Origin of the sequence: Azotobacter salinestris (genome assembly GCF_009363155.1) — a bacterium.
Taxonomy (GTDB): Bacteria; Pseudomonadota; Gammaproteobacteria; order Pseudomonadales; family Pseudomonadaceae; genus Azotobacter; species Azotobacter salinestris.
Genome location: NZ_CP045302.1, coordinates 3,130,278 through 3,146,817 on the forward strand (window position 1 = coordinate 3,130,278; position 16,540 = coordinate 3,146,817).

The window sequence follows — 16,540 nt, forward strand, 5'->3', positions numbered from 1 at the left end:
AGTGCTGTCCGAAAAAGGCTACAGCCGTTCCGGAAATCGGCGGGAGGCACGACTTACGGGGCGGCTATGCTAGCATATCGAGCTTGCCAAACCGCCATTCCTGGTACTTGAAGGGTACTCAGGACGGCCATGAATCCTTTGAGAGTTGCCCATGACCAATCCTGCCCTGATCGACGAGTTGAAGACCCTGGTGGAGCCCGGCAAGGTGCTCACCGACGCCGATTCCCTCAACGCCTACGGCAAGGACTGGACCAAGCATTTCGCCCCGGCTCCCCTGGCCATCGCATTCCCGAAGAGCATAGAGCAGGTCCAGGCCATCGTCCGCTGGGCCAACGAGCGCAAGGTTGCGCTGGTGCCCTCGGGCGGGCGCACCGGGCTGTCCGCCGCCGCCGTCGCCGCCCATGGCGAAGTGGTGGTGGCCTTCGACTACATGAACCGCATCCTGCAGTTCAACGAGATCGACCGCACCGTGGTCTGCGAGCCGGGCGTGGTGACCAGGCAGCTGCAGGACTTCGCCGCGGACAAGGGACTGTACTACCCGGTCGACTTCGCCTCCGCCGGCTCCAGCCAGATCGGCGGCAACATCGGCACCAATGCCGGCGGGATCAAGGTGATCCGCTACGGCATGACCCGCAACTGGGTGGCCGGCCTCAAGGTGGTCACCGGCAAGGGCGACCTGCTCGAGCTGAACAGGGACCTGATCAAGAACGCCACCGGCTACGACCTGCGCCAGCTGTTCATCGGCGCCGAGGGCACCCTGGGCTTCGTGGTGGAGGCCACCATGCGCCTGGACCGCGCGCCGACCAACCTCACCGCCATGGTCCTCGGCACGCCCGACCTCGACTCCATCATGCCGGTGCTGCACGCCTTCCAGGACAAGATGGACCTGACCGCCTTCGAATTCTTCTCCGACAAGGCGCTGGCCAAGGTGCTGGCCCGCGGCGACGTGCCGGCGCCGTTCGAGACCGACTGCCCCTTCTATGCGCTGCTGGAGTTCGAGGCCACTACCGACGAGCGCGCCGATCAGGCGCTGGCCACCTTCGAGCACTGCGTCGAGCAGGGCTGGGTACTGGACGGAGTGATGAGCCAGAGCGAGCAGCAGCTGCAGAACCTCTGGAAGCTGCGCGAGTACATCTCCGAGACCATCTCCCACTGGACCCCATACAAGAACGACGTCTCGGTCACCATCGGCAAGGTGCCGGCCTTCCTCAAGGAAATCGACACGATCGTCGGCGAGCACTATCCGGACTTCGAGATCGTCTGGTTCGGCCACATCGGCGACGGCAACCTGCACCTGAACATCCTCAAGCCCGATGCCATGGACAAGGACGAGTTCTTCGCCAAGTGCGCCACGGTGAACAAGTGGGTGTTCGAGATCGTGCAGAAGTACAACGGCTCGATCTCCGCCGAGCATGGCGTGGGCATGACCAAGCGCGACTACCTGGGCTACAGTCGCTCGGAGGCCGAGATCGCCTACATGAAGGCGGTCAAGGCGGTGTTCGACCCGAACGGCATCATGAACCCCGGCAAGATCTTCGCCTGATCCGCCTGCAGCCCGGACGCAGGCCCGGACGGCCTGCGCTTCCGTCCTTTCCCGCTCCCGGAACAAGGCCCGTGTCCGCTGCGCTCGTCCGGCGTCCGTACTCGGAAAGGCCTTCGACGCCGTGCGGATTTGCCGTAGAGTCGTCGCCATGGACTTCAGGCCAGAAAGACACGAGGAGCCTTGCATGAGTTACCAGCACCAATACCTCGACGGCACGCGCATCCACTACCCGCTGGGCAAGGTGGTCTGCGTCGGCCGCAACTACGCCGAGCACGCCCGGGAGCTGAACAACCCGGTGCCCAGCGAGCCGTTGCTGTTCATCAAGCCGGGCAGCTGCACGGTGCCGCTGGAGGGCGGCTTCGCCATTCCGCGGGATCGCGGCGAGGTGCACTACGAGGCGGAGATCGCCGTGCTGATCGGCAAGCCGCTGTCGCACCAGCCGAGCGCCGAGGAAGTGCGCGACGCCATCTCCGGCTTCGCCCCGGCCCTCGACCTGACCCTGCGCGAGGTACAGGCCAGGCTCAAGGAAAAGGGCCTGCCCTGGGAACTGGCCAAGGCCTTCGACGGCGCCTACGTGCTGGCGCCCTTCGTGTCCGGCGATGCCGTCGAGGATCTCGCCGACATCGGCATCCGTCTGACCATCAACGGCGAAGTGCGCCAGGACGGCAACAGCCGCGACATGCTCAACCCCATCGTCGCGCTGATCCAGCACATCGCCGGGCACTTCAGCCTGCAGCCGGGCGACGTGGTCTCCACCGGCACGCCGGCCGGCGTCGGTCCGCTCGCCTCCGGCGACCGCCTGGTGCTGGAGCTGAGCGGGCTGTCCCGCTTCGAAAGCCGCGTACTCTAAGGTAGCCGGCCGGGCGCGTCGCGTGCCCGGCCGGCTGGCCAAATTCATCTTCACGTAAGCCGGCCCTGGCACGCTTCCGGGCTGCCTTGTCCTGCGGAAGCCTCTCCATGCCCATTCCCTTCGCCCGCGCGCCCCGCCGGCGCCTGCTGCTCAATCTCGCCCTGCTGCTGCTGGGGCTGGCCGTGCTGGTGATCGGGCGCGAGTGGCGCTGGCTCGACCTGCTCAGGCTGTCCTGGAAGGAATGCCGGACGGCCCCGGCGGCGCGCGCCGCCGGCGTCTGGCTGCCCGGCTACCGGCTGGCACTGGAGGTCGAGCTGAGCGGCCTGGAGGAGGACGAAACCTCCGGCCTGACCTGGAGCCCACAGACCGGCACCCTGTTCACCGTCACCGGCAAGCATCCCCAACTGGTGGAGCTCAGCCCCGAAGGTGCGGTTCTGCGGCGCATCCGCCTGACCGGCTTCAGCGATCCGGAAGGGGTAGAGGCGCTCGGCGACGGGCGTCTGGCCATCGTCGACGAGCGCCGCCGCCTGCTGGCGCTGTTCCGGCTGCCGCCGGGCGCGGACAGCTTCGATCTGAAGGATGCGCAGCGCCACGATCTGGGCTTCGCCGATGCCGGCAACAAGGGCTTCGAGGGACTGGGTTGGGATGCGCGGACGGATCGCCTGCTGCTGGCCATGGAGCGCCCTCCGGCGCTGTTCGGCCTGGCCGTCGCCGAGGGCGGAGTCGCCGGCGACCTGCAGCCGCTACCCGGCGAGGGGCTGCCGGTGCGCGACCTGTCCTCGCTGACCGTCGATCCGCGCAGCGGTCATTTCCTGCTGCTGTCCGACGAGTCGCGTCTGTTGGTGGAGCTCGACCGCGAAGGGCGGCCGTTCAGCTTCGTCAGCCTGCTCGGCGGCCTCAACGGCCTGAATCGCGGCATCCGTCAGGCCGAGGGCGTGGCGATGGACGAGGCGGGCAACCTCTACGTGGTCGGCGAGCCGAACCGCTTCTACGTGTTCCGCAGGGCTGCCCTCTGAGTGCGGACAGGCGTCCGTTCCTGATTCCTGTCTCAGAGACGTGGGCGCTCGATGCGCTCCACGCCGTTGCGGGTTCCGAGCAGCAGCAGGTCAGCCGGGCGCGCGGCGAACAGGCCGTTGCAGACCACCCCGACGATGTTGTTGATGTCCGACTCCAACTGCCGGGGGTTGGTGATCTGCATGTTGTACACGTCGAGGATCACGTTGCCGTTGTCGGTCACCACGCCCTCGCGGTAGACCGGATCGCCGCCCAGCATGACCAGCTGGCGCGCCACATGGCTGCGGGCCATGGGAATCACCTCCACCGGCAGCGGGAAGTCGCCGAGAAAGTCGACCCGCTTGCTCTCGTCGGCGATGCAGATGAAGGTCCTGGCCACCGCGGCGACGATCTTCTCGCGGGTCAGCGCGGCGCCGCCGCCCTTGATCAGCTCCAGGTACTTGTTGCACTCGTCGGCGCCGTCCACGTAGAACTCCAGCTCGGCGACGTTGTTCAGGTCGTACACTTCGATGCCGTGGCCCTTGAGACGGGCAGCAGTGGCCTCGGAGCTGGCCACGGCGCCGTCGAAGTCCATCCGGTAGCGGGCCAGCAGATCGATGAAGTAGTTGGCGGTCGAGCCGGTGCCGACGCCGACGATGCTCTTCTGGGTAATATGCGGGAGGATGTGGTCGAGGGCGGCCTGGGCCACGGCCTGCTTGAGCTGATCCTGGGTCATGCGGGAATCTTCGTCGAGTGGGAGGGACGGACGTGATTATAGCCGCGCCCGGTCCGGCTTGGCGCCCGCCGGCCCGCCCACGGGTGGCCGGCCAGGACGGTGACGGGGTAGACTGGCCCATTCCTTTCCTGCTTCCCGATGTCCGCCGATGCTCGAACAGTACGTCAAGAAGATCCTCACCTCGCGCGTCTACGACGTCGCCGTCGAGACTCCCCTGCAGCCCGCCCGCCAGCTCTCCGAGCGTCTCGGCAACCAGATCCTGCTCAAGCGCGAGGACCTGCAGCCGGTGTTCTCCTTCAAGATCCGCGGTGCCTACAACAAGGTGGCCCAACTGAGCGAGGCCGAGCTGGCGCGCGGCGTGGTCACCGCCTCGGCCGGCAACCATGCCCAGGGCGTGGCCCTGGCGGCCAGGCACCTGGGCATCAAGGCGGTGATCGTGATGCCCAGGACCACCCCGGAGATCAAGGTCCAGGCGGTACGCGCCCGCGGCGCCAAGGTGGTGCTGCACGGCGACGCCTTTCCCGAGGCGCTGGCCTATTCGCTGAAGCTGGTCGAGGAGAAGGGCTACGTCTACATCCATCCCTACGACGATCCCGACGTGATCGCCGGGCAGGGCACCGTGGCCATGGAGATCCTCCGCCAGCAGCCGGGCCGACTGGATGCCGTCTTCGTGCCGGTCGGCGGCGGCGGGCTGGTGGCGGGCATCGCCGCCTACGTGAAGTACCTGCGCCCCGAAGTGAAGGTGATCGGCGTCGAGCCGGAGGACTCCAACTGCCTGCAGGCGGCGTTGGCCGCCGGCGAGCGGGTGGTACTGCCGCAGGTCGGGCTGTTCGCCGACGGCGTGGCGGTGGCGCAGATCGGCGCCTGCACCTTCGACATCTGCCGTCACCACGTGGACGAGGTGGTCACCGTCAGCACCGACGAGATCTGCGCGGCGATCAAGGACATCTACGACGACACCCGCTCGATCACCGAGCCGGCCGGCGCCCTGGCGGTGGCCGGGATCAAGCGCTACGTCGAGCGCGAGGGGGCGGCCGGGCAGACCCTGGTGGCCATCGACTCCGGCGCCAACGTCAACTTCGACCGCCTGCGCCACGTCGCCGAGCGCGCCGAGCTGGGCGAGAAGCGCGAGGCGATCATCGCCGTGACCATCCCCGAGCAGCCGGGCAGCTTCAAGGCGTTCTGTCAGGCCATCGGCAAGCGGCAGATCACCGAATTCAACTACCGCTACAACCGTCCGGACCATGCGCATATCTTCGTCGGCGTGCAGACCCATCCCGAGAACGATCCGCGCGAGCAGCTGGTGGCCAGCCTGCGCGAGCAGGGCTTCCCGGTGCTCGACCTGACCGACGACGAGATGGCCAAGCTGCACATCCGCCACATGGTCGGCGGCCACGCGGCCGGCGTCAGCGACGAGGTGGTGCTGCGCTTCGAATTCCCCGAGCGGCCCGGCGCGCTGTTCAACTTCCTCAGCAAGCTCGGCGGGCGCTGGAACATCTCCATGTTCCACTACCGCAACCACGGCGCCGCCGATGGCCGCGTGGTGGCCGGCCTGCAGGTGCCGGCGGGCGAGCGCCACCTGCTGCCGGCGGCCCTCGACGCCATCGGCTATCCGTACTGGGACGAGACCGACAACCCGGCCTACCGGCTGTTCCTCGGCTGAGTCACGAACGCCTCCCGCCTGACCTCACAAGGACGTGCAAGCGATGGAACACTTCGCGCTGCTCAGGATGCTCCACGGCGTGGCCGGCGTGCTGCTGTTCGTGGCTTTCTTCGCACTCGCCGGATTCTGCTGGCGCGGGCGTTCCCGCCTGATGAGAACGGCGCAGGTGATCGCCGAAACGGAAGCGGGCGTGGAGACGGCGCAGTCGGTGGCGGAAACGCCAGCGGAGGCGGAGGTGGCGGCAACGGCAGAGCCGGAGACGCCCCCGCGTACCTCGGCTTGGCCTGTGCTGTGTGCTGTCCTGCTGCTGCTCTGCCTGATCGGCCTGCCGGTCAGTGGCTGGTGGCTGGCGCACCTGGCCGGCTGGCCGCTGGGGCAACCCTGGCTGCTCGGCAGCTCGCTGCTGTTCCTGCCGGGGGCCATCTGCGGCCTGTGGCTGGCGGCGCGCGTCGCCGGCCGCAGCGCGGGCGCCAGGCTCGGCCTGGGACTGGCACTGGTCGGGGTGTCGTGCTTCGCCGCCATCCTCGGGCTGATGGTGATCAAGCCGGTCTGAGGCTCGGCGCACGCGATCGCCGGCCCTCCAGGTTGTGATGTCGGCCTCATTCGGACACTGGCTGGGCGATCTAGTGGCTACAGGCTATTTCGCCGGCTGCTGGCCGCTTGCAGGGAGGTGATCGCCATGCCCCCTCGACAGAATCCCAGTCGCCGAGCCCGGCTTCGGGCGCCGTGCTGATGCGCATCCTGCTGGTCGGTGCCGGCGGCTTCATCGGCCGCCACCTGCATGCCTCGCTGCGGGCGGTCGGCCATCAGGTGCTGGCCTGCGCGCGGCGGCCCGATCCTGCGGCGCCGGGCGACTGGTGCCGGCTCGATCTGGCCAAGCTGGCCCGCGATCCGCAGGCCTTCGCCTGGCCCGAGGGAGTCGAGCTGGTGATCAATGCTGCGGGCCTGCTGTCGACGGATCGCGCCCAGTTGCAGCAGGTCCAGCATCGCGGCGCCTGCGCACTGTTCGACTTGGCGGCGGCCCATGGCGCGCGGGTGTTGCAGATCTCCGCCCTGGGTGCGGAGGAGGGCGCGGATACCGACTTTCTGGCCAGCAAGGCCGCGGCCGATCACTACCTGCTCGGGCTCGGCATTCCTGCCGTGGTGCTGCGTCCGTCCCTGGTCCTCGGTCCCGGTGCCGCCAGCAGCCGGTGGCTGCAGAGCCTGTCGCCCTGGCCGCTGATTCCGCTGCTGGACAACCGTGCCGGTCTGCAGCCGCTGCATATCGAGGATTTCTGTGCCGCGGTGCTGGCCCTGTTGCAGCGTTGGCCGGAGCGGCCGTGCAGCCTGGCGCTGGTCGGTCCCGAAGCCATGACCCAGGGCCAGCTGCTGGACCGGCTGCGTGCCGCTCAGGGCTGGGGGCCGGGACGCTACTGGGTACTGCCGCGGCCGCTGGCCGTATTCGGTGCAGCACTGGGCGAACGCTTCGGCTGGCGCGCCCTGAACCACCAGACCCTGAAGCTCGCCCGGCGCGACAATCTGGCCTCGTCCGAGCCGCTGGCGGGCGCCTGCGGTTACCGCTGCCTGCCGCTCGAGGCGCGTCTGCACGACTGGCCGTCCGCCGCGGACAGCGTGCGCCTGATCCTGCAGCCGCTGCTGCTGGCGCTGTTGGTGGTGATCTGGCTGGGCACCGCACTGGTCTGTCTCGGCCCCGGCTTCGACTGGGGGCTGCGCATCCTCGCCGAGGCCGGCATTACCGGCTGGCCGGCACGCCTGGCGGTGACTGGCGGCGCCCTGTTCGATGCGCTGCTCGGCCTCGGCCTGCTACTGCCGCGCTGGCGCCGGCGTGCGCTGCAGGCGCAGCTCGTCCTGATGCTGGGCTACACCGCTCTCATCACCTGGCTGTTGCCGCATTACTGGTTCGACCCCTTCCAGGGCGTCGGCAAGAACCTGGTGCTGCTGGCCGTCAGTCTCTGGCTGCTGTGGCTGCAGCCCGTCCACGCACGGAGCTTGCCATGAGCGTCTATCTGCTGCTGAAGGCGCTGCACATCCTGTCTTCCACCCTGCTGTTCGGCACCGGCCTGGGCTCGGCCTACTACGCCTGGCGCGCGTGGAAGAGCGGACAGGTGGCGACCATCGCCACCACCTTCCGCCACCTGGTCACCGCCGACTGGCTGTTCACCACACCCACCGCGTTGCTCCAGCCGCTCAGCGGTGCGGCCATGGTGTATCTGGCCGGCTGGCCGCTGAGCCAGACCTGGCTGCTGGTGACCCTCGGGCTGTACGTGCTGGCCGGGCTGTGCTGGCTGCCGGTGGTCTGGCTGCAGATCCGCGTGCGCGATATGGCCGTGCAGGCCGAGCGCGAAGGGGCGCCGCTGCCCGCCTGTGCCGAACGCTACATGGCCTGGTGGTTCGCCCTCGGCTGGCCGGCGTTCGGCGTCTTCGTGGTGATCTTCTTCCTGATGGTGCTCAAGCCGGTCTGAACTCCCACCCACGAAAACGGCGCCCACAGGCGCCGTTGGACTCGGGCGGTCGTCCGCTCAGCGCAGGGATATCACCGGCCAGCCGCGCCGCTCGGCTTCTTCGCGCAGGGTCGGATCGGGATCGACCGCCACCGGATGACTGACCCACTCGAGCAGCGGCAGGTCGTTGTGGGAGTCGCTGTAGAAGTAGCTGCCTTCCAGCGAATGGCCGGTTTCCGCCAGCCAGCGCTCGAGGCGGTGGACCTTGCCTTCCTTGAAGCAGGGCACATCGGTGGAGCGGCCTGTGTAGCGATCGTCGGCCATTTCGCACTCGGTGGCGAGCAGGGTGTCGACCCCCAGGCGGCGGGCAATCGGCCCGGTGACGAAGCGATTGGTGGCGGTGATGATGATCACCTTGTCGCCCTGGGCATGGTGCCGCTCGATCAGGTCCTGGCCCTTGGCCAGGATGATCGGCTCGATGCGATCACGCATGAATTCCTGGTGCCATGCTTCGAGCAGGGCCATTTCGGTGCGGCCGAGGATCTCCAGGTTGAAGTTCAGGTAATCGGCGATGTTCAGCCGCCCGGCCAGGTAGTCCTGGTAGAAGGCATCGTTGCGTGCCTTGTGGCTTTCGCCGTCGAGGATGCCGCGCTCGCAGAGCCAGTCGCCCCAGGCATGGTCGCTGTCACCGGCCAGCAGGGTGTTGTCGAGATCGAATAGAGCCAGACGCACGCTAGAACCTCGGTCAGGGAAGGGGAATCGGAGTGCGGCGAAGCATAACGGTTCCACGGCAAAAAAAGCAGGAGCGCCGCTGGCGCTCTCCCCCCTTGTCCAGCCCGCTTCTGGCGCGAACCTTTTTGTGGAACAATGCGAGCACATGCGTTTGCAAGGTTCATTGCCGTGATCGACCCCGATGGTTTTCGCCCCAATGTCGGCATCATCCTGACCAATGATATTGGTCAGGTGCTCTGGGCACGGCGGATCAACCAGGATGCCTGGCAATTCCCCCAGGGTGGCATCGATGCACGGGAATCGCCGGAGGAGGCACTGTTCCGCGAGCTCAACGAGGAGGTCGGACTGGAGCAACAGGATGTGCAGATCCTCGCCTGTACCCGTGGCTGGTTGCGCTACCGCCTGCCGCAGCGCCTGGTGCGCTCGCACAGCCAGCCGCTGTGCATCGGCCAGAAGCAGAAGTGGTTCCTCCTGCGCCTGCTTTCCGACGAGCAACGTGTGCGCATGGATCTCACCGGCAAGCCGGAATTCGATGGCTGGCGCTGGGTTAGCTACTGGTACCCGCTGGGCCAGGTGGTCGCCTTCAAGCGCGAGGTCTACCGGCGTGCGCTGAAAGAACTCGCACCGCGCCTGCTGGCACGGGACTGATCAGACGGAGCTCAAGGCGGGCCATGCTCAACACGCTGCGCAAGATCGTCCAGGAAGTGAATGCCGCCAAGGATCTCAAGACGGCACTGGGCATCATCGTGCGTCGCGTCAAGGAGGCCATGGGCAGCCAGGTGTGCTCGGTCTACCTGCTCGACCCGGAGACCAACCGCTTCGTGCTGATGGCCACCGAAGGGCTCAACAAGCGCTCGATCGGCAAGGTCAGCATGGCCTCCAACGAGGGCCTGGTGGGCTTGGTCGGCACCCGCGAGGAGCCGCTCAACCTGGAGAACGCCGCCGCCCACCCGCGTTACCGCTACTTCGCCGAGACCGGCGAGGAACGCTACGCCTCCTTCCTCGGCGCCCCGATTATCCACCACCGCCGGGTGATGGGCGTGCTGGTCGTCCAGCAGAAGGAGCGCCGCGAGTTCGACGAGGGCGAGGAGGCCTTCCTGGTGACCATGAGCGCACAGCTCGCCGGCGTCATCGCCCATGCCGAAGCCACCGGCTCGATCCGCGGCCTCGGCCGGCAGGGCAAGGGCATCCAGGAGGCGCGCTTCGTCGGCGTGCCGGCCGCGCCGGGCGTCGCCGTCGGCAAGGCCGTGGTGGTGCTGCCGCCGGCCGACCTGGAGGTGGTGCCGGACAGGGTGACGGAGGACGTCAAGGCCGAACTGGAACTGTTCCACAGCGCCCTGGAGTCGGTGCGCGCCGACATCCGCGCGCTGTCCGCCAAACTGGCCACCCAGTTGCGCCCGGAAGAGCGCGCGCTGTTCGACGTCTACCTGATGATGCTCGACGATGCCTCCCTGGGCTGCGAGGTGCAGCGGGTGATCAAGACCGGCCAGTGGGCCCAGGGCGCCCTGCGCCAGGTGGTCAACGAGCACATCAAGCGCTTCGAGCTGATGGACGACGCCTACCTGCGCGAGCGCGCCTCCGACGTCAAGGACCTCGGCCGGCGCCTGCTCGCCTACCTGCAGCAGGCCCGCCAGCAGACCATGGTCTATTCGGACAACACCATCCTGGTCAGCGAGGAGCTGAGCCCGGCGATGCTCGGCGAGCTGCCCGAAGGCAAGCTGGTCGGCCTGGTCTCGGTGCAGGGCTCGGGCAACTCCCACGTGGCGATCCTCGCCCGCGCCATGGGCATCCCCACGGTGATGGGAATCGTCGATCTGCCCTATTCGAAGATGGACGGCATCGACCTGATCGTCGACGGCTACCACGGCGAGGTCTACACCAATCCCAGCGAGCTGCTGCGCCAGCAGTTCGCCGAGCTGGTCGAGGAGGAGCGCCAGTTGACCCAGGGCCTCGACGCCCTGCGCGAGCTGCCCTGCGAGACCCTCGACGGTCATCGCCTGCCGCTGTGGGTCAACACCGGCCTGCTGGCCGACGTCGCCCGCGCCCAGGAGCGCGGTGCCGAGGGGGTGGGGCTGTACCGCACCGAAGTGCCGTTCATGAACAACGAGCGCTTCCCCAGCGAGAAGGAGCAGCTGGCGATCTACCGCGACCAGTTGTCCGCCTTCCACCCGCTGCCGGTGACCATGCGCACCCTGGACATCGGCGGCGACAAGTCGCTGTCGTACTTCCCGATCAAGGAAAGCAACCCCTTCCTCGGCTGGCGCGGCATCCGCGTCACCCTCGACCACCCGGAGATCTTCCTGGTGCAGGTGCGCGCCATGCTCAAGGCCAGCGAGGGCCTGAACAACCTGCGCATCCTGTTGCCGATGATCTCCTCGATCCACGAGCTGGACGAGGCGCTGCACCTGATCCACCGCGCCTGGGGCGAGGTCCGCGACGAGGGCACCGACGTGCCGATGCCGCCGGTGGGGGTGATGGTGGAGATACCCGCGGCGGTCTACCAGACCCGCGAGCTGGCGCGCCTGGTGGACTTCCTCTCGGTCGGCTCCAACGACCTGACCCAGTACCTGCTGGCGGTGGACCGCAACAACCCGCGGGTCGCCGACCTCTACGACTACCTGCACCCGGCGGTGCTGCAGGCGCTCCACAAGGTGGTGCAGGACGCCCATGGCGAAGGCAAGCCGGTGAGCATCTGCGGCGAGATGGCCGGCGACCCCTCGGCGGCGGTGCTGCTGATGGCGATGGGCTTCGACAGCCTGTCGATGAACGCCACCAACCTGCCCAAGGTCAAGTGGCTGCTGCGCCAGATCACCCTGGCCAAGGCCCGCGAGCTGCTCGACCAGTTGATGGCCATCGACAACCCGCAGGTCATCCACAGCACCCTGCAACTGGCCCTGCGCAGCCTCGGCCTCGGCCGGGTGATCAACCCGGTGGCGTCGCTGCAGGGCTGAGCGGCAGGCCGGCAGCCGCCTGGCCGACGGTGGAATTGGCGACAAGCCCGGAGTGAGGCTTATGGACAAGCTCGAGGTTGGCGACAGCGTCTACGGTGCGAGCCACGAGGCCGTCGCGCGGACCTTGCGCTTCGCGCTGGAAATCGTCAGCGACGGTATCTGGGACTGGGACATCCGCACCGATCGCGTCAGGCGCAGCCCGGGCTGGTACGCCATGCTCGGCTATGCCGTGGACAGCCTGCCGGAGAACGTCCTGACCTGGCACCAGGTGATCCACCCGGAGGACTTCGAGCGGGTCATGCGCGGCTTTCAGGCCTATCTGGACGGGACGCAGGCGGTCTACGCCGAGGAATACCGCTGCCGCTGTGCCAATGGCGACTACCTGTGGATCAGCGATCACGGCCGCTTCGTCGAGTTCGACGGGCAGGGCCGGCCGACCCGGATGATCGGCGCGCACCGCAACATACACGAACGCAAGCTGGCCGAACTGGCCCTGCAGCAGAAGAACCGGGAGCTGCTGGCGCTCAATCAGGCCCTCGAGGATCTGGTGGCGGCACGCACCGAGGCCTTGCGCCAGGCCAACCAGGCCCTGGCCGAGCAGGCCGCGCAGGCCCTGCGTCTCAGCGAGACCGATCCGCTCACCCAGATCGCCAACCGGCGCTGCCTCGAGAGGCAGCTGCAGGTCGAGTGGCAGCGTCTGCAACGGCATGGCCATCCCTGTGCGCTGCTGATGTTCGACCTCGACCATTTCAAGCGGATCAACGACACCCTCGGCCATCCGGCCGGAGACCGGGTGCTGGTCGCGGTGGCGCAGGCGGTGCGCCAGGACCTGCGGGACGTGGACTGCTTCGCCCGCTGGGGCGGGGAGGAGTTCGTCGTGCTGCTGCCGGACAGCGGGGCGGAGGCGGCCCGGGCACTGGCGGGGCGCCTGCGCCTGAGCCTGCGGCGGACCGATGCCGCCTTGCCGATGCCGCTCACCGCCAGTTTCGCCGTAGCGGCGATGGGCGCGGGGGAGGAGCCGGTCGAGCTGTTCCGCCGCCTGGATGCGGCACTCTACCAGGCTAAGCGGCAACGGGACTGTATCGTGGTCTGCTAGCGCCCGGTTCGCCCGGTCGATCCAGTCTCCGGGGGTGGCCGGCCAATCCACCGCACGCATCACGGGAGGACGAGCCGTACCTCGCCGAGGCGGCTGCCGCCAGGGCCGAAACTGCGCTCGACCAGCTGCCGGGCGCCGCCCGCCGCGACGATCAGTGCGCTGCTCGAGCAGGTGCCATAGTCCGGACTGGCGATGAACACGCTCGAGAGCAGGCGCTCTCGGACCAGGCCGACACCAGTATCCGGCAGCTCCGCGTCCGCCGCCGGCCGCCTGTCCTGCACCGCCGCCAGCAGACAATCCGCCCGCGGCGCTTCCAGGCACCCGGCCAGGGCCGCCTTGGCGCGGCGCAGCTTCGGCCAGGGCGTGTCCAGGCCGGCGTTGGAGATACCATAGAGACCTGCCGGCAGGCAGCGCGGCGCCGTTTCCCGGGCGTGGTAGTACCAGAGCTCCTCGTGCGTGCCGACCAGCAGGTTGAAGCCGGTATAGTCCCGCGCCCGTTCCGCCACCTGCGCCAGGTAGGCCTCGGGCGACAGATCGCCGAGCAGAAAGCCCGCCGGCAGCTCGCCGCGACTGCGCCGGCCGAGCGGCTGGCGCGGATCGCGAATGTTGGTCACTGCGGCGACGCGCCCGCCGGGGCCGACGCCCAGCCAGGTGCCGCCAGCCGTCAGATCGCGTCCGGCATGTACGCCCGGCGCCTCCGGCCAGGCGGCCAGGGGCAGGCTGGGACGGGCGTAGAACTCGTCGCGGTTGGCGGCCAGCAGCAGGGGGGTGGCATGGCCGGGGCGCCAGGCGAAAACGATCAGGCACATGGCATTTCCTGTCGGTGGCGATGGGCGGAGGCTAGCGGCGATACCAGAGCCGGGCAAGGGTGGCAAATCCCTCATCGCCCGGTCAATTCCGGTACCATGCCGCCTTTGCCCAAGAGGGGGAGAGCGATGGAGTTTCTGCTGTATCTGCCGCTGGGAGCAGCGGCCGGCGTGCTGGCCGGCCTGTTCGGCATCGGCGGCGGGCTGATCATAGTGCCGGTGCTGGTGTTCAGCTTCACCGCCCAGGGTTTCGATCCGTCCGTGCTGACCCACCTGGCGGTAGGCACCTCGCTGGCCACCATCGTCTTCACCTCGATCAACTCGGTGCTCGCCCATCACAGCCGGGGCGCGGTGCTCTGGCCGCTCTTCGTCTGGCTGACGGTCGGCATCCTCGTCGGCGCGGTGCTCGGCAGCCTGACCGCCGCGGCGATCCAGGGGCCGATGCTGCAGAAGATCATCGGCGTGTTCGCCATCGCCATGGCCGCCCAGATGGGCCTTGACCTCAAGCCCAAGGCTCGCCGCGAGGTGCCCGGCAAGCGCGGCCTGAGCCTCGCCGGCGTGGTGATCGGCTGGGCCTCGGCGATCTTCGGCATCGGCGGCGGCTCGCTCACCGTGCCCTTCCTGACCTGGCGCAGCGTGCCGATGCCGCAGGCGGTGGCGACCTCGGCGGCCTGCGGCCTGCCGATCGCCCTGTGCAGCGCGCTGAGCTTCATGATCGTCGGCTGGAATGAAGCCCATCTGCCGGCCTGGAGCCTGGGCTTCGTCTACCTGCCGGCAATGCTCGGCATCGCCGCCACCAGCATGTTCTTCGCCCGGCTCGGCGCCCATCTGGCGCATCGTCTGCCGCCGCGCCTGCTCAAGCGCCTGTTCGCCCTGCAGCTGTTCGGCGTCGGCCTGTATTTCCTGTTCTGAGGAGACCCCGGATGCTGCCCTATCCGCAAATCGACCCCGTGGCTGTCGCCATCGGCCCGCTCAAGGTGCACTGGTACGGCCTGATGTACCTGGTCGGCATCGGCGGCGCCTGGTTTCTGGCGGCGCGCCGCCTGGCCGGCTTCGCTCCGGAGTGGAGCCGCGAGAAGCTCTCCGACCTGGTGTTCTGGGTCGCCCTGGGGGTGATCGCCGGCGGCCGCCTCGGCTACGTGCTGTTCTACGATCTGGCAGCCTACCTGAACGATCCGAGCCTGATCCTGCAGGTGTGGCGGGGCGGCATGTCCTTCCACGGCGGGCTGCTCGGCGTGCTCCTGTGCAGCTGGATCTTCGCCCGGCGCAACGGCAAGGGCTTCTTCGAGCTGATGGACTTCATCGCCCCGCTGGTGCCGATCGGCCTGGGCGCCGGGCGGATCGGCAACTTCATCAACGCCGAGCTGTGGGGCAAGGCCACCGACCTGCCCTGGGCGATGATCTTCCCCACCGATCCGGCGCAGCTGCCGCGCCATCCCTCGCAGCTCTACCAGTTCGCCCTGGAGGGCGTGGCGCTGTTCACCATCCTCTGGTTCTACTCGCGCAAGCCACGGCCGACCATGGCGGTATCCGGACTGTTCGCCGTCTGCTACGGCATCTTCCGCTTCATCGTCGAGTTCGTCCGGGTGCCGGATGCCCAGCTCGGCTACCTCGCCTTCGGCTGGCTGACCATGGGTCAGCTGCTTTGCCTGCCGATGATCCTCGGCGGCGCCGGTATGATGGCCTGGGCCTACCGCCGTCACGTACCCGGCAGAGTAGAAAATTCGCGCAGCGATTTTCCACCGCCATAGGCAGTGTCGGAAAAGACCTGCGGTCGTTTTCCACCCTGCGCCATGGGCCCGGCGCTTGAGCCGGGCCGGCTGGCCTCTTACCATGCCCCGTCCCGTGTCCCCGAGCCTCCCATGAAACAGTACCTCGACCTGATGCGCCTGGTGCGCGAGCACGGCACCTTCAAGAGCGACCGCACCGGCACCGGGACCTACTCGGTCTTCGGCCACCAGATGCGCTTCGACCTGGCCGACGGCTTTCCGCTGGTCACCACCAAGAAGTGCCACCTCAAGTCCATCATCCACGAGCTGCTGTGGTTTCTGCAGGGCGACACCAACATCCGTTACCTGAAGGACAACGGCGTGCGCATCTGGGACGAGTGGGCCGACGCGAACGGCGACCTCGGCCCGGTCTACGGCTACCAGTGGCGCAGCTGGCCGGCGCCGGACGGCCGGCATATCGACCAGATCGCCAATGTCGTGGACATGATCCGCAAGAACCCGGACTCGCGCCGGCTGATCGTCTCGGCCTGGAACCCGGCGCTGATCGACGAGATGAAGCTGCCGCCGTGCCATGCGCTGTTCCAGTTCTACGTGGCCGAGGGCCGGCTGTCCTGCCAGCTCTATCAACGCTCGGCGGACATCTTCCTCGGCGTGCCCTTCAACATCGCCAGCTACGCGCTGCTGACCCTGATGGTGGCGCAGGTCACGGGTCTTGCACCTGGCGAGTTCATCTGGACCGGCGGCGACTGCCACCTCTACGCCAACCACCTCGAGCAGGCCGACCTGCAGCTCTCCCGCGAACCGTTGCCGCTGCCGGCCATGCAACTCAACCCCGACGTGAAGGACCTGTTCGCCTTCCGCTTCGAGGACTTCGAGCTGGTCGGCTACCAGTCCCACCCGCACATCAAGGCGCCGGTGGCGGTCTGAGCCCGACCCGCTGGCAGCAGGAGCACCAGGGCCTGTTGACGTTTTGGCGTGAGCCGCGTTGCCGCGCCAAAT

General features: G+C 68.1%; 16 protein-coding genes. 13 read left to right on the forward strand and 3 right to left on the reverse strand.

Annotated features, from left to right (window positions below; genetic code table 11):
• Positions 1–151 precede the first annotated feature (151 nt).
• The 3 genes from GCU53_RS14450 to GCU53_RS14460 all read left to right on the forward strand — a co-directional run bounded on the left by GCU53_RS14450 (position 152) and on the right by GCU53_RS14460 (position 3,409).
• Positions 152–1,543: an FAD-binding oxidoreductase gene (locus GCU53_RS14450; RefSeq protein WP_152388233.1), complete on the forward strand. Its 1,392-nt coding sequence runs from the start codon at positions 152–154 to the stop codon at positions 1,541–1,543.
• Positions 1,544–1,727: 184 nt separating this feature from the next.
• Positions 1,728–2,393, forward strand: a complete 666-nt coding sequence (locus GCU53_RS14455; RefSeq protein ID WP_152388234.1) for a fumarylacetoacetate hydrolase family protein — start codon at positions 1,728–1,730, stop codon at positions 2,391–2,393.
• A 107-nt stretch (positions 2,394–2,500) separates the two neighbouring features.
• Entirely contained in the window at positions 2,501–3,409 is a 909-nt protein-coding gene (locus tag GCU53_RS14460; RefSeq protein WP_152388235.1) for an SdiA-regulated domain-containing protein, read from the forward strand.
• 32 nt (positions 3,410–3,441) lie between these two features.
• On the opposite strand, the gene rpiA is transcribed toward GCU53_RS14460, so the two are convergent.
• Positions 3,442–4,122: a ribose-5-phosphate isomerase RpiA gene (gene rpiA, locus GCU53_RS14465; protein ID WP_152388236.1), complete on the reverse strand. Its 681-nt coding sequence runs from the start codon at positions 4,120–4,122 to the stop codon at positions 3,442–3,444.
• Positions 4,123–4,270: 148 nt separating this feature from the next.
• On the opposite strand from rpiA, the gene ilvA reads away from it, so the two are divergent.
• The 4 genes from ilvA to GCU53_RS14485 all read left to right on the forward strand — a co-directional run bounded on the left by ilvA (position 4,271) and on the right by GCU53_RS14485 (position 8,247).
• Positions 4,271–5,785 carry a threonine ammonia-lyase, biosynthetic gene (ilvA, locus tag GCU53_RS14470; protein WP_152388237.1) on the forward strand — a complete coding sequence of 505 codons (1,515 nt, stop codon included), beginning with the start codon at positions 4,271–4,273 and terminating at the stop codon, positions 5,783–5,785.
• Between the two features lie 43 nt (positions 5,786–5,828).
• Complete coding sequence (locus GCU53_RS14475) at positions 5,829–6,338, forward strand: DUF2269 family protein (RefSeq protein WP_152388238.1); 510 nt, start codon at positions 5,829–5,831, stop codon at positions 6,336–6,338.
• Positions 6,339–6,517: 179 nt separating this feature from the next.
• Complete coding sequence (locus tag GCU53_RS14480; protein ID WP_152388239.1) at positions 6,518–7,783, forward strand: SDR family oxidoreductase; 1,266 nt, start codon at positions 6,518–6,520, stop codon at positions 7,781–7,783.
• Complete coding sequence (locus tag GCU53_RS14485; RefSeq protein ID WP_152388240.1) at positions 7,780–8,247, forward strand: DUF2269 family protein; 468 nt, start codon at positions 7,780–7,782, stop codon at positions 8,245–8,247. The genes GCU53_RS14480 and GCU53_RS14485 overlap by 4 nt, the downstream gene beginning before the upstream one ends.
• Positions 8,248–8,304: 57 nt before the next feature.
• Here GCU53_RS14485 and GCU53_RS14490 read toward each other — a convergent pair whose 3' ends face one another.
• A complete protein-coding gene (locus tag GCU53_RS14490; RefSeq protein WP_152388241.1) occupies positions 8,305–8,958 on the reverse strand; it encodes a histidinol-phosphatase in 654 nt (217 codons plus the stop codon).
• A gap of 168 nt (positions 8,959–9,126) precedes the next feature.
• Between GCU53_RS14490 and GCU53_RS14495 the strand changes: the two genes are divergently transcribed.
• From GCU53_RS14495 to GCU53_RS14505, 3 genes are all read left to right on the forward strand, one after another.
• Positions 9,127–9,606 carry an RNA pyrophosphohydrolase gene (locus GCU53_RS14495; protein WP_131338394.1) on the forward strand — a complete coding sequence of 160 codons (480 nt, stop codon included), beginning with the start codon at positions 9,127–9,129 and terminating at the stop codon, positions 9,604–9,606.
• Positions 9,607–9,629: 23 nt separating this feature from the next.
• Positions 9,630–11,909 (forward strand): phosphoenolpyruvate--protein phosphotransferase, encoded by a 2,280-nt coding sequence (ptsP, locus tag GCU53_RS14500; RefSeq protein ID WP_152388242.1) that lies wholly within the window; start codon positions 9,630–9,632, stop codon positions 11,907–11,909.
• 61 nt (positions 11,910–11,970) lie between these two features.
• Positions 11,971–13,005 carry a GGDEF domain-containing protein gene (locus tag GCU53_RS14505; RefSeq protein WP_152388243.1) on the forward strand — a complete coding sequence of 345 codons (1,035 nt, stop codon included), beginning with the start codon at positions 11,971–11,973 and terminating at the stop codon, positions 13,003–13,005.
• Between the two features lie 59 nt (positions 13,006–13,064).
• On the opposite strand, the gene GCU53_RS14510 is transcribed toward GCU53_RS14505, so the two are convergent.
• Entirely contained in the window at positions 13,065–13,814 is a 750-nt protein-coding gene (locus GCU53_RS14510) for an NRDE family protein (RefSeq protein WP_152388244.1), read from the reverse strand.
• A 126-nt stretch (positions 13,815–13,940) separates the two neighbouring features.
• On the opposite strand from GCU53_RS14510, the gene GCU53_RS14515 reads away from it, so the two are divergent.
• From GCU53_RS14515 to GCU53_RS14525, 3 genes are all read left to right on the forward strand, one after another.
• Positions 13,941–14,723, forward strand: a complete 783-nt coding sequence (locus tag GCU53_RS14515) for a sulfite exporter TauE/SafE family protein (RefSeq protein ID WP_152388245.1) — start codon at positions 13,941–13,943, stop codon at positions 14,721–14,723.
• A gap of 11 nt (positions 14,724–14,734) precedes the next feature.
• Complete coding sequence (gene lgt / locus GCU53_RS14520) at positions 14,735–15,562, forward strand: prolipoprotein diacylglyceryl transferase (RefSeq protein ID WP_152388246.1); 828 nt, start codon at positions 14,735–14,737, stop codon at positions 15,560–15,562.
• A gap of 111 nt (positions 15,563–15,673) precedes the next feature.
• On the forward strand, positions 15,674–16,468 hold the full coding sequence (locus tag GCU53_RS14525) for a thymidylate synthase (protein WP_152388247.1): 795 nt from the start codon (positions 15,674–15,676) through the stop codon (positions 16,466–16,468).
• Positions 16,469–16,540 lie beyond the last annotated feature (72 nt).

What these genes read in the sequence shown, in the direction of transcription:
- GCU53_RS14450 (WP_152388233.1), top strand. Translation starts at nt 152, where the DNA reads ATGACCAATCCTGCCCTGATCGACGAGTTGAAGACCCTGGTGGAGCCC.
- GCU53_RS14455 (WP_152388234.1), top strand. Translation starts at nt 1,728, where the DNA reads ATGAGTTACCAGCACCAATACCTCGACGGCACGCGCATCCACTACCCG.
- GCU53_RS14460 (WP_152388235.1), top strand. Translation starts at nt 2,501, where the DNA reads ATGCCCATTCCCTTCGCCCGCGCGCCCCGCCGGCGCCTGCTGCTCAAT.
- rpiA (WP_152388236.1), bottom strand. Translation starts at nt 4,122, where the DNA reads ATGACCCAGGATCAGCTCAAGCAGGCCGTGGCCCAGGCCGCCCTCGAC.
- ilvA (WP_152388237.1), top strand. Translation starts at nt 4,271, where the DNA reads ATGCTCGAACAGTACGTCAAGAAGATCCTCACCTCGCGCGTCTACGAC.
- GCU53_RS14475 (WP_152388238.1), top strand. Translation starts at nt 5,829, where the DNA reads ATGGAACACTTCGCGCTGCTCAGGATGCTCCACGGCGTGGCCGGCGTG.
- GCU53_RS14480 (WP_152388239.1), top strand. Translation starts at nt 6,518, where the DNA reads ATGCGCATCCTGCTGGTCGGTGCCGGCGGCTTCATCGGCCGCCACCTG.
- GCU53_RS14485 (WP_152388240.1), top strand. Translation starts at nt 7,780, where the DNA reads ATGAGCGTCTATCTGCTGCTGAAGGCGCTGCACATCCTGTCTTCCACC.
- ptsP (WP_152388242.1), top strand. Translation starts at nt 9,630, where the DNA reads ATGCTCAACACGCTGCGCAAGATCGTCCAGGAAGTGAATGCCGCCAAG.
- GCU53_RS14505 (WP_152388243.1), top strand. Translation starts at nt 11,971, where the DNA reads ATGGACAAGCTCGAGGTTGGCGACAGCGTCTACGGTGCGAGCCACGAG.
- GCU53_RS14510 (WP_152388244.1), bottom strand. Translation starts at nt 13,814, where the DNA reads ATGTGCCTGATCGTTTTCGCCTGGCGCCCCGGCCATGCCACCCCCCTG.
- GCU53_RS14515 (WP_152388245.1), top strand. Translation starts at nt 13,941, where the DNA reads ATGGAGTTTCTGCTGTATCTGCCGCTGGGAGCAGCGGCCGGCGTGCTG.
- lgt (WP_152388246.1), top strand. Translation starts at nt 14,735, where the DNA reads ATGCTGCCCTATCCGCAAATCGACCCCGTGGCTGTCGCCATCGGCCCG.
- GCU53_RS14525 (WP_152388247.1), top strand. Translation starts at nt 15,674, where the DNA reads ATGAAACAGTACCTCGACCTGATGCGCCTGGTGCGCGAGCACGGCACC.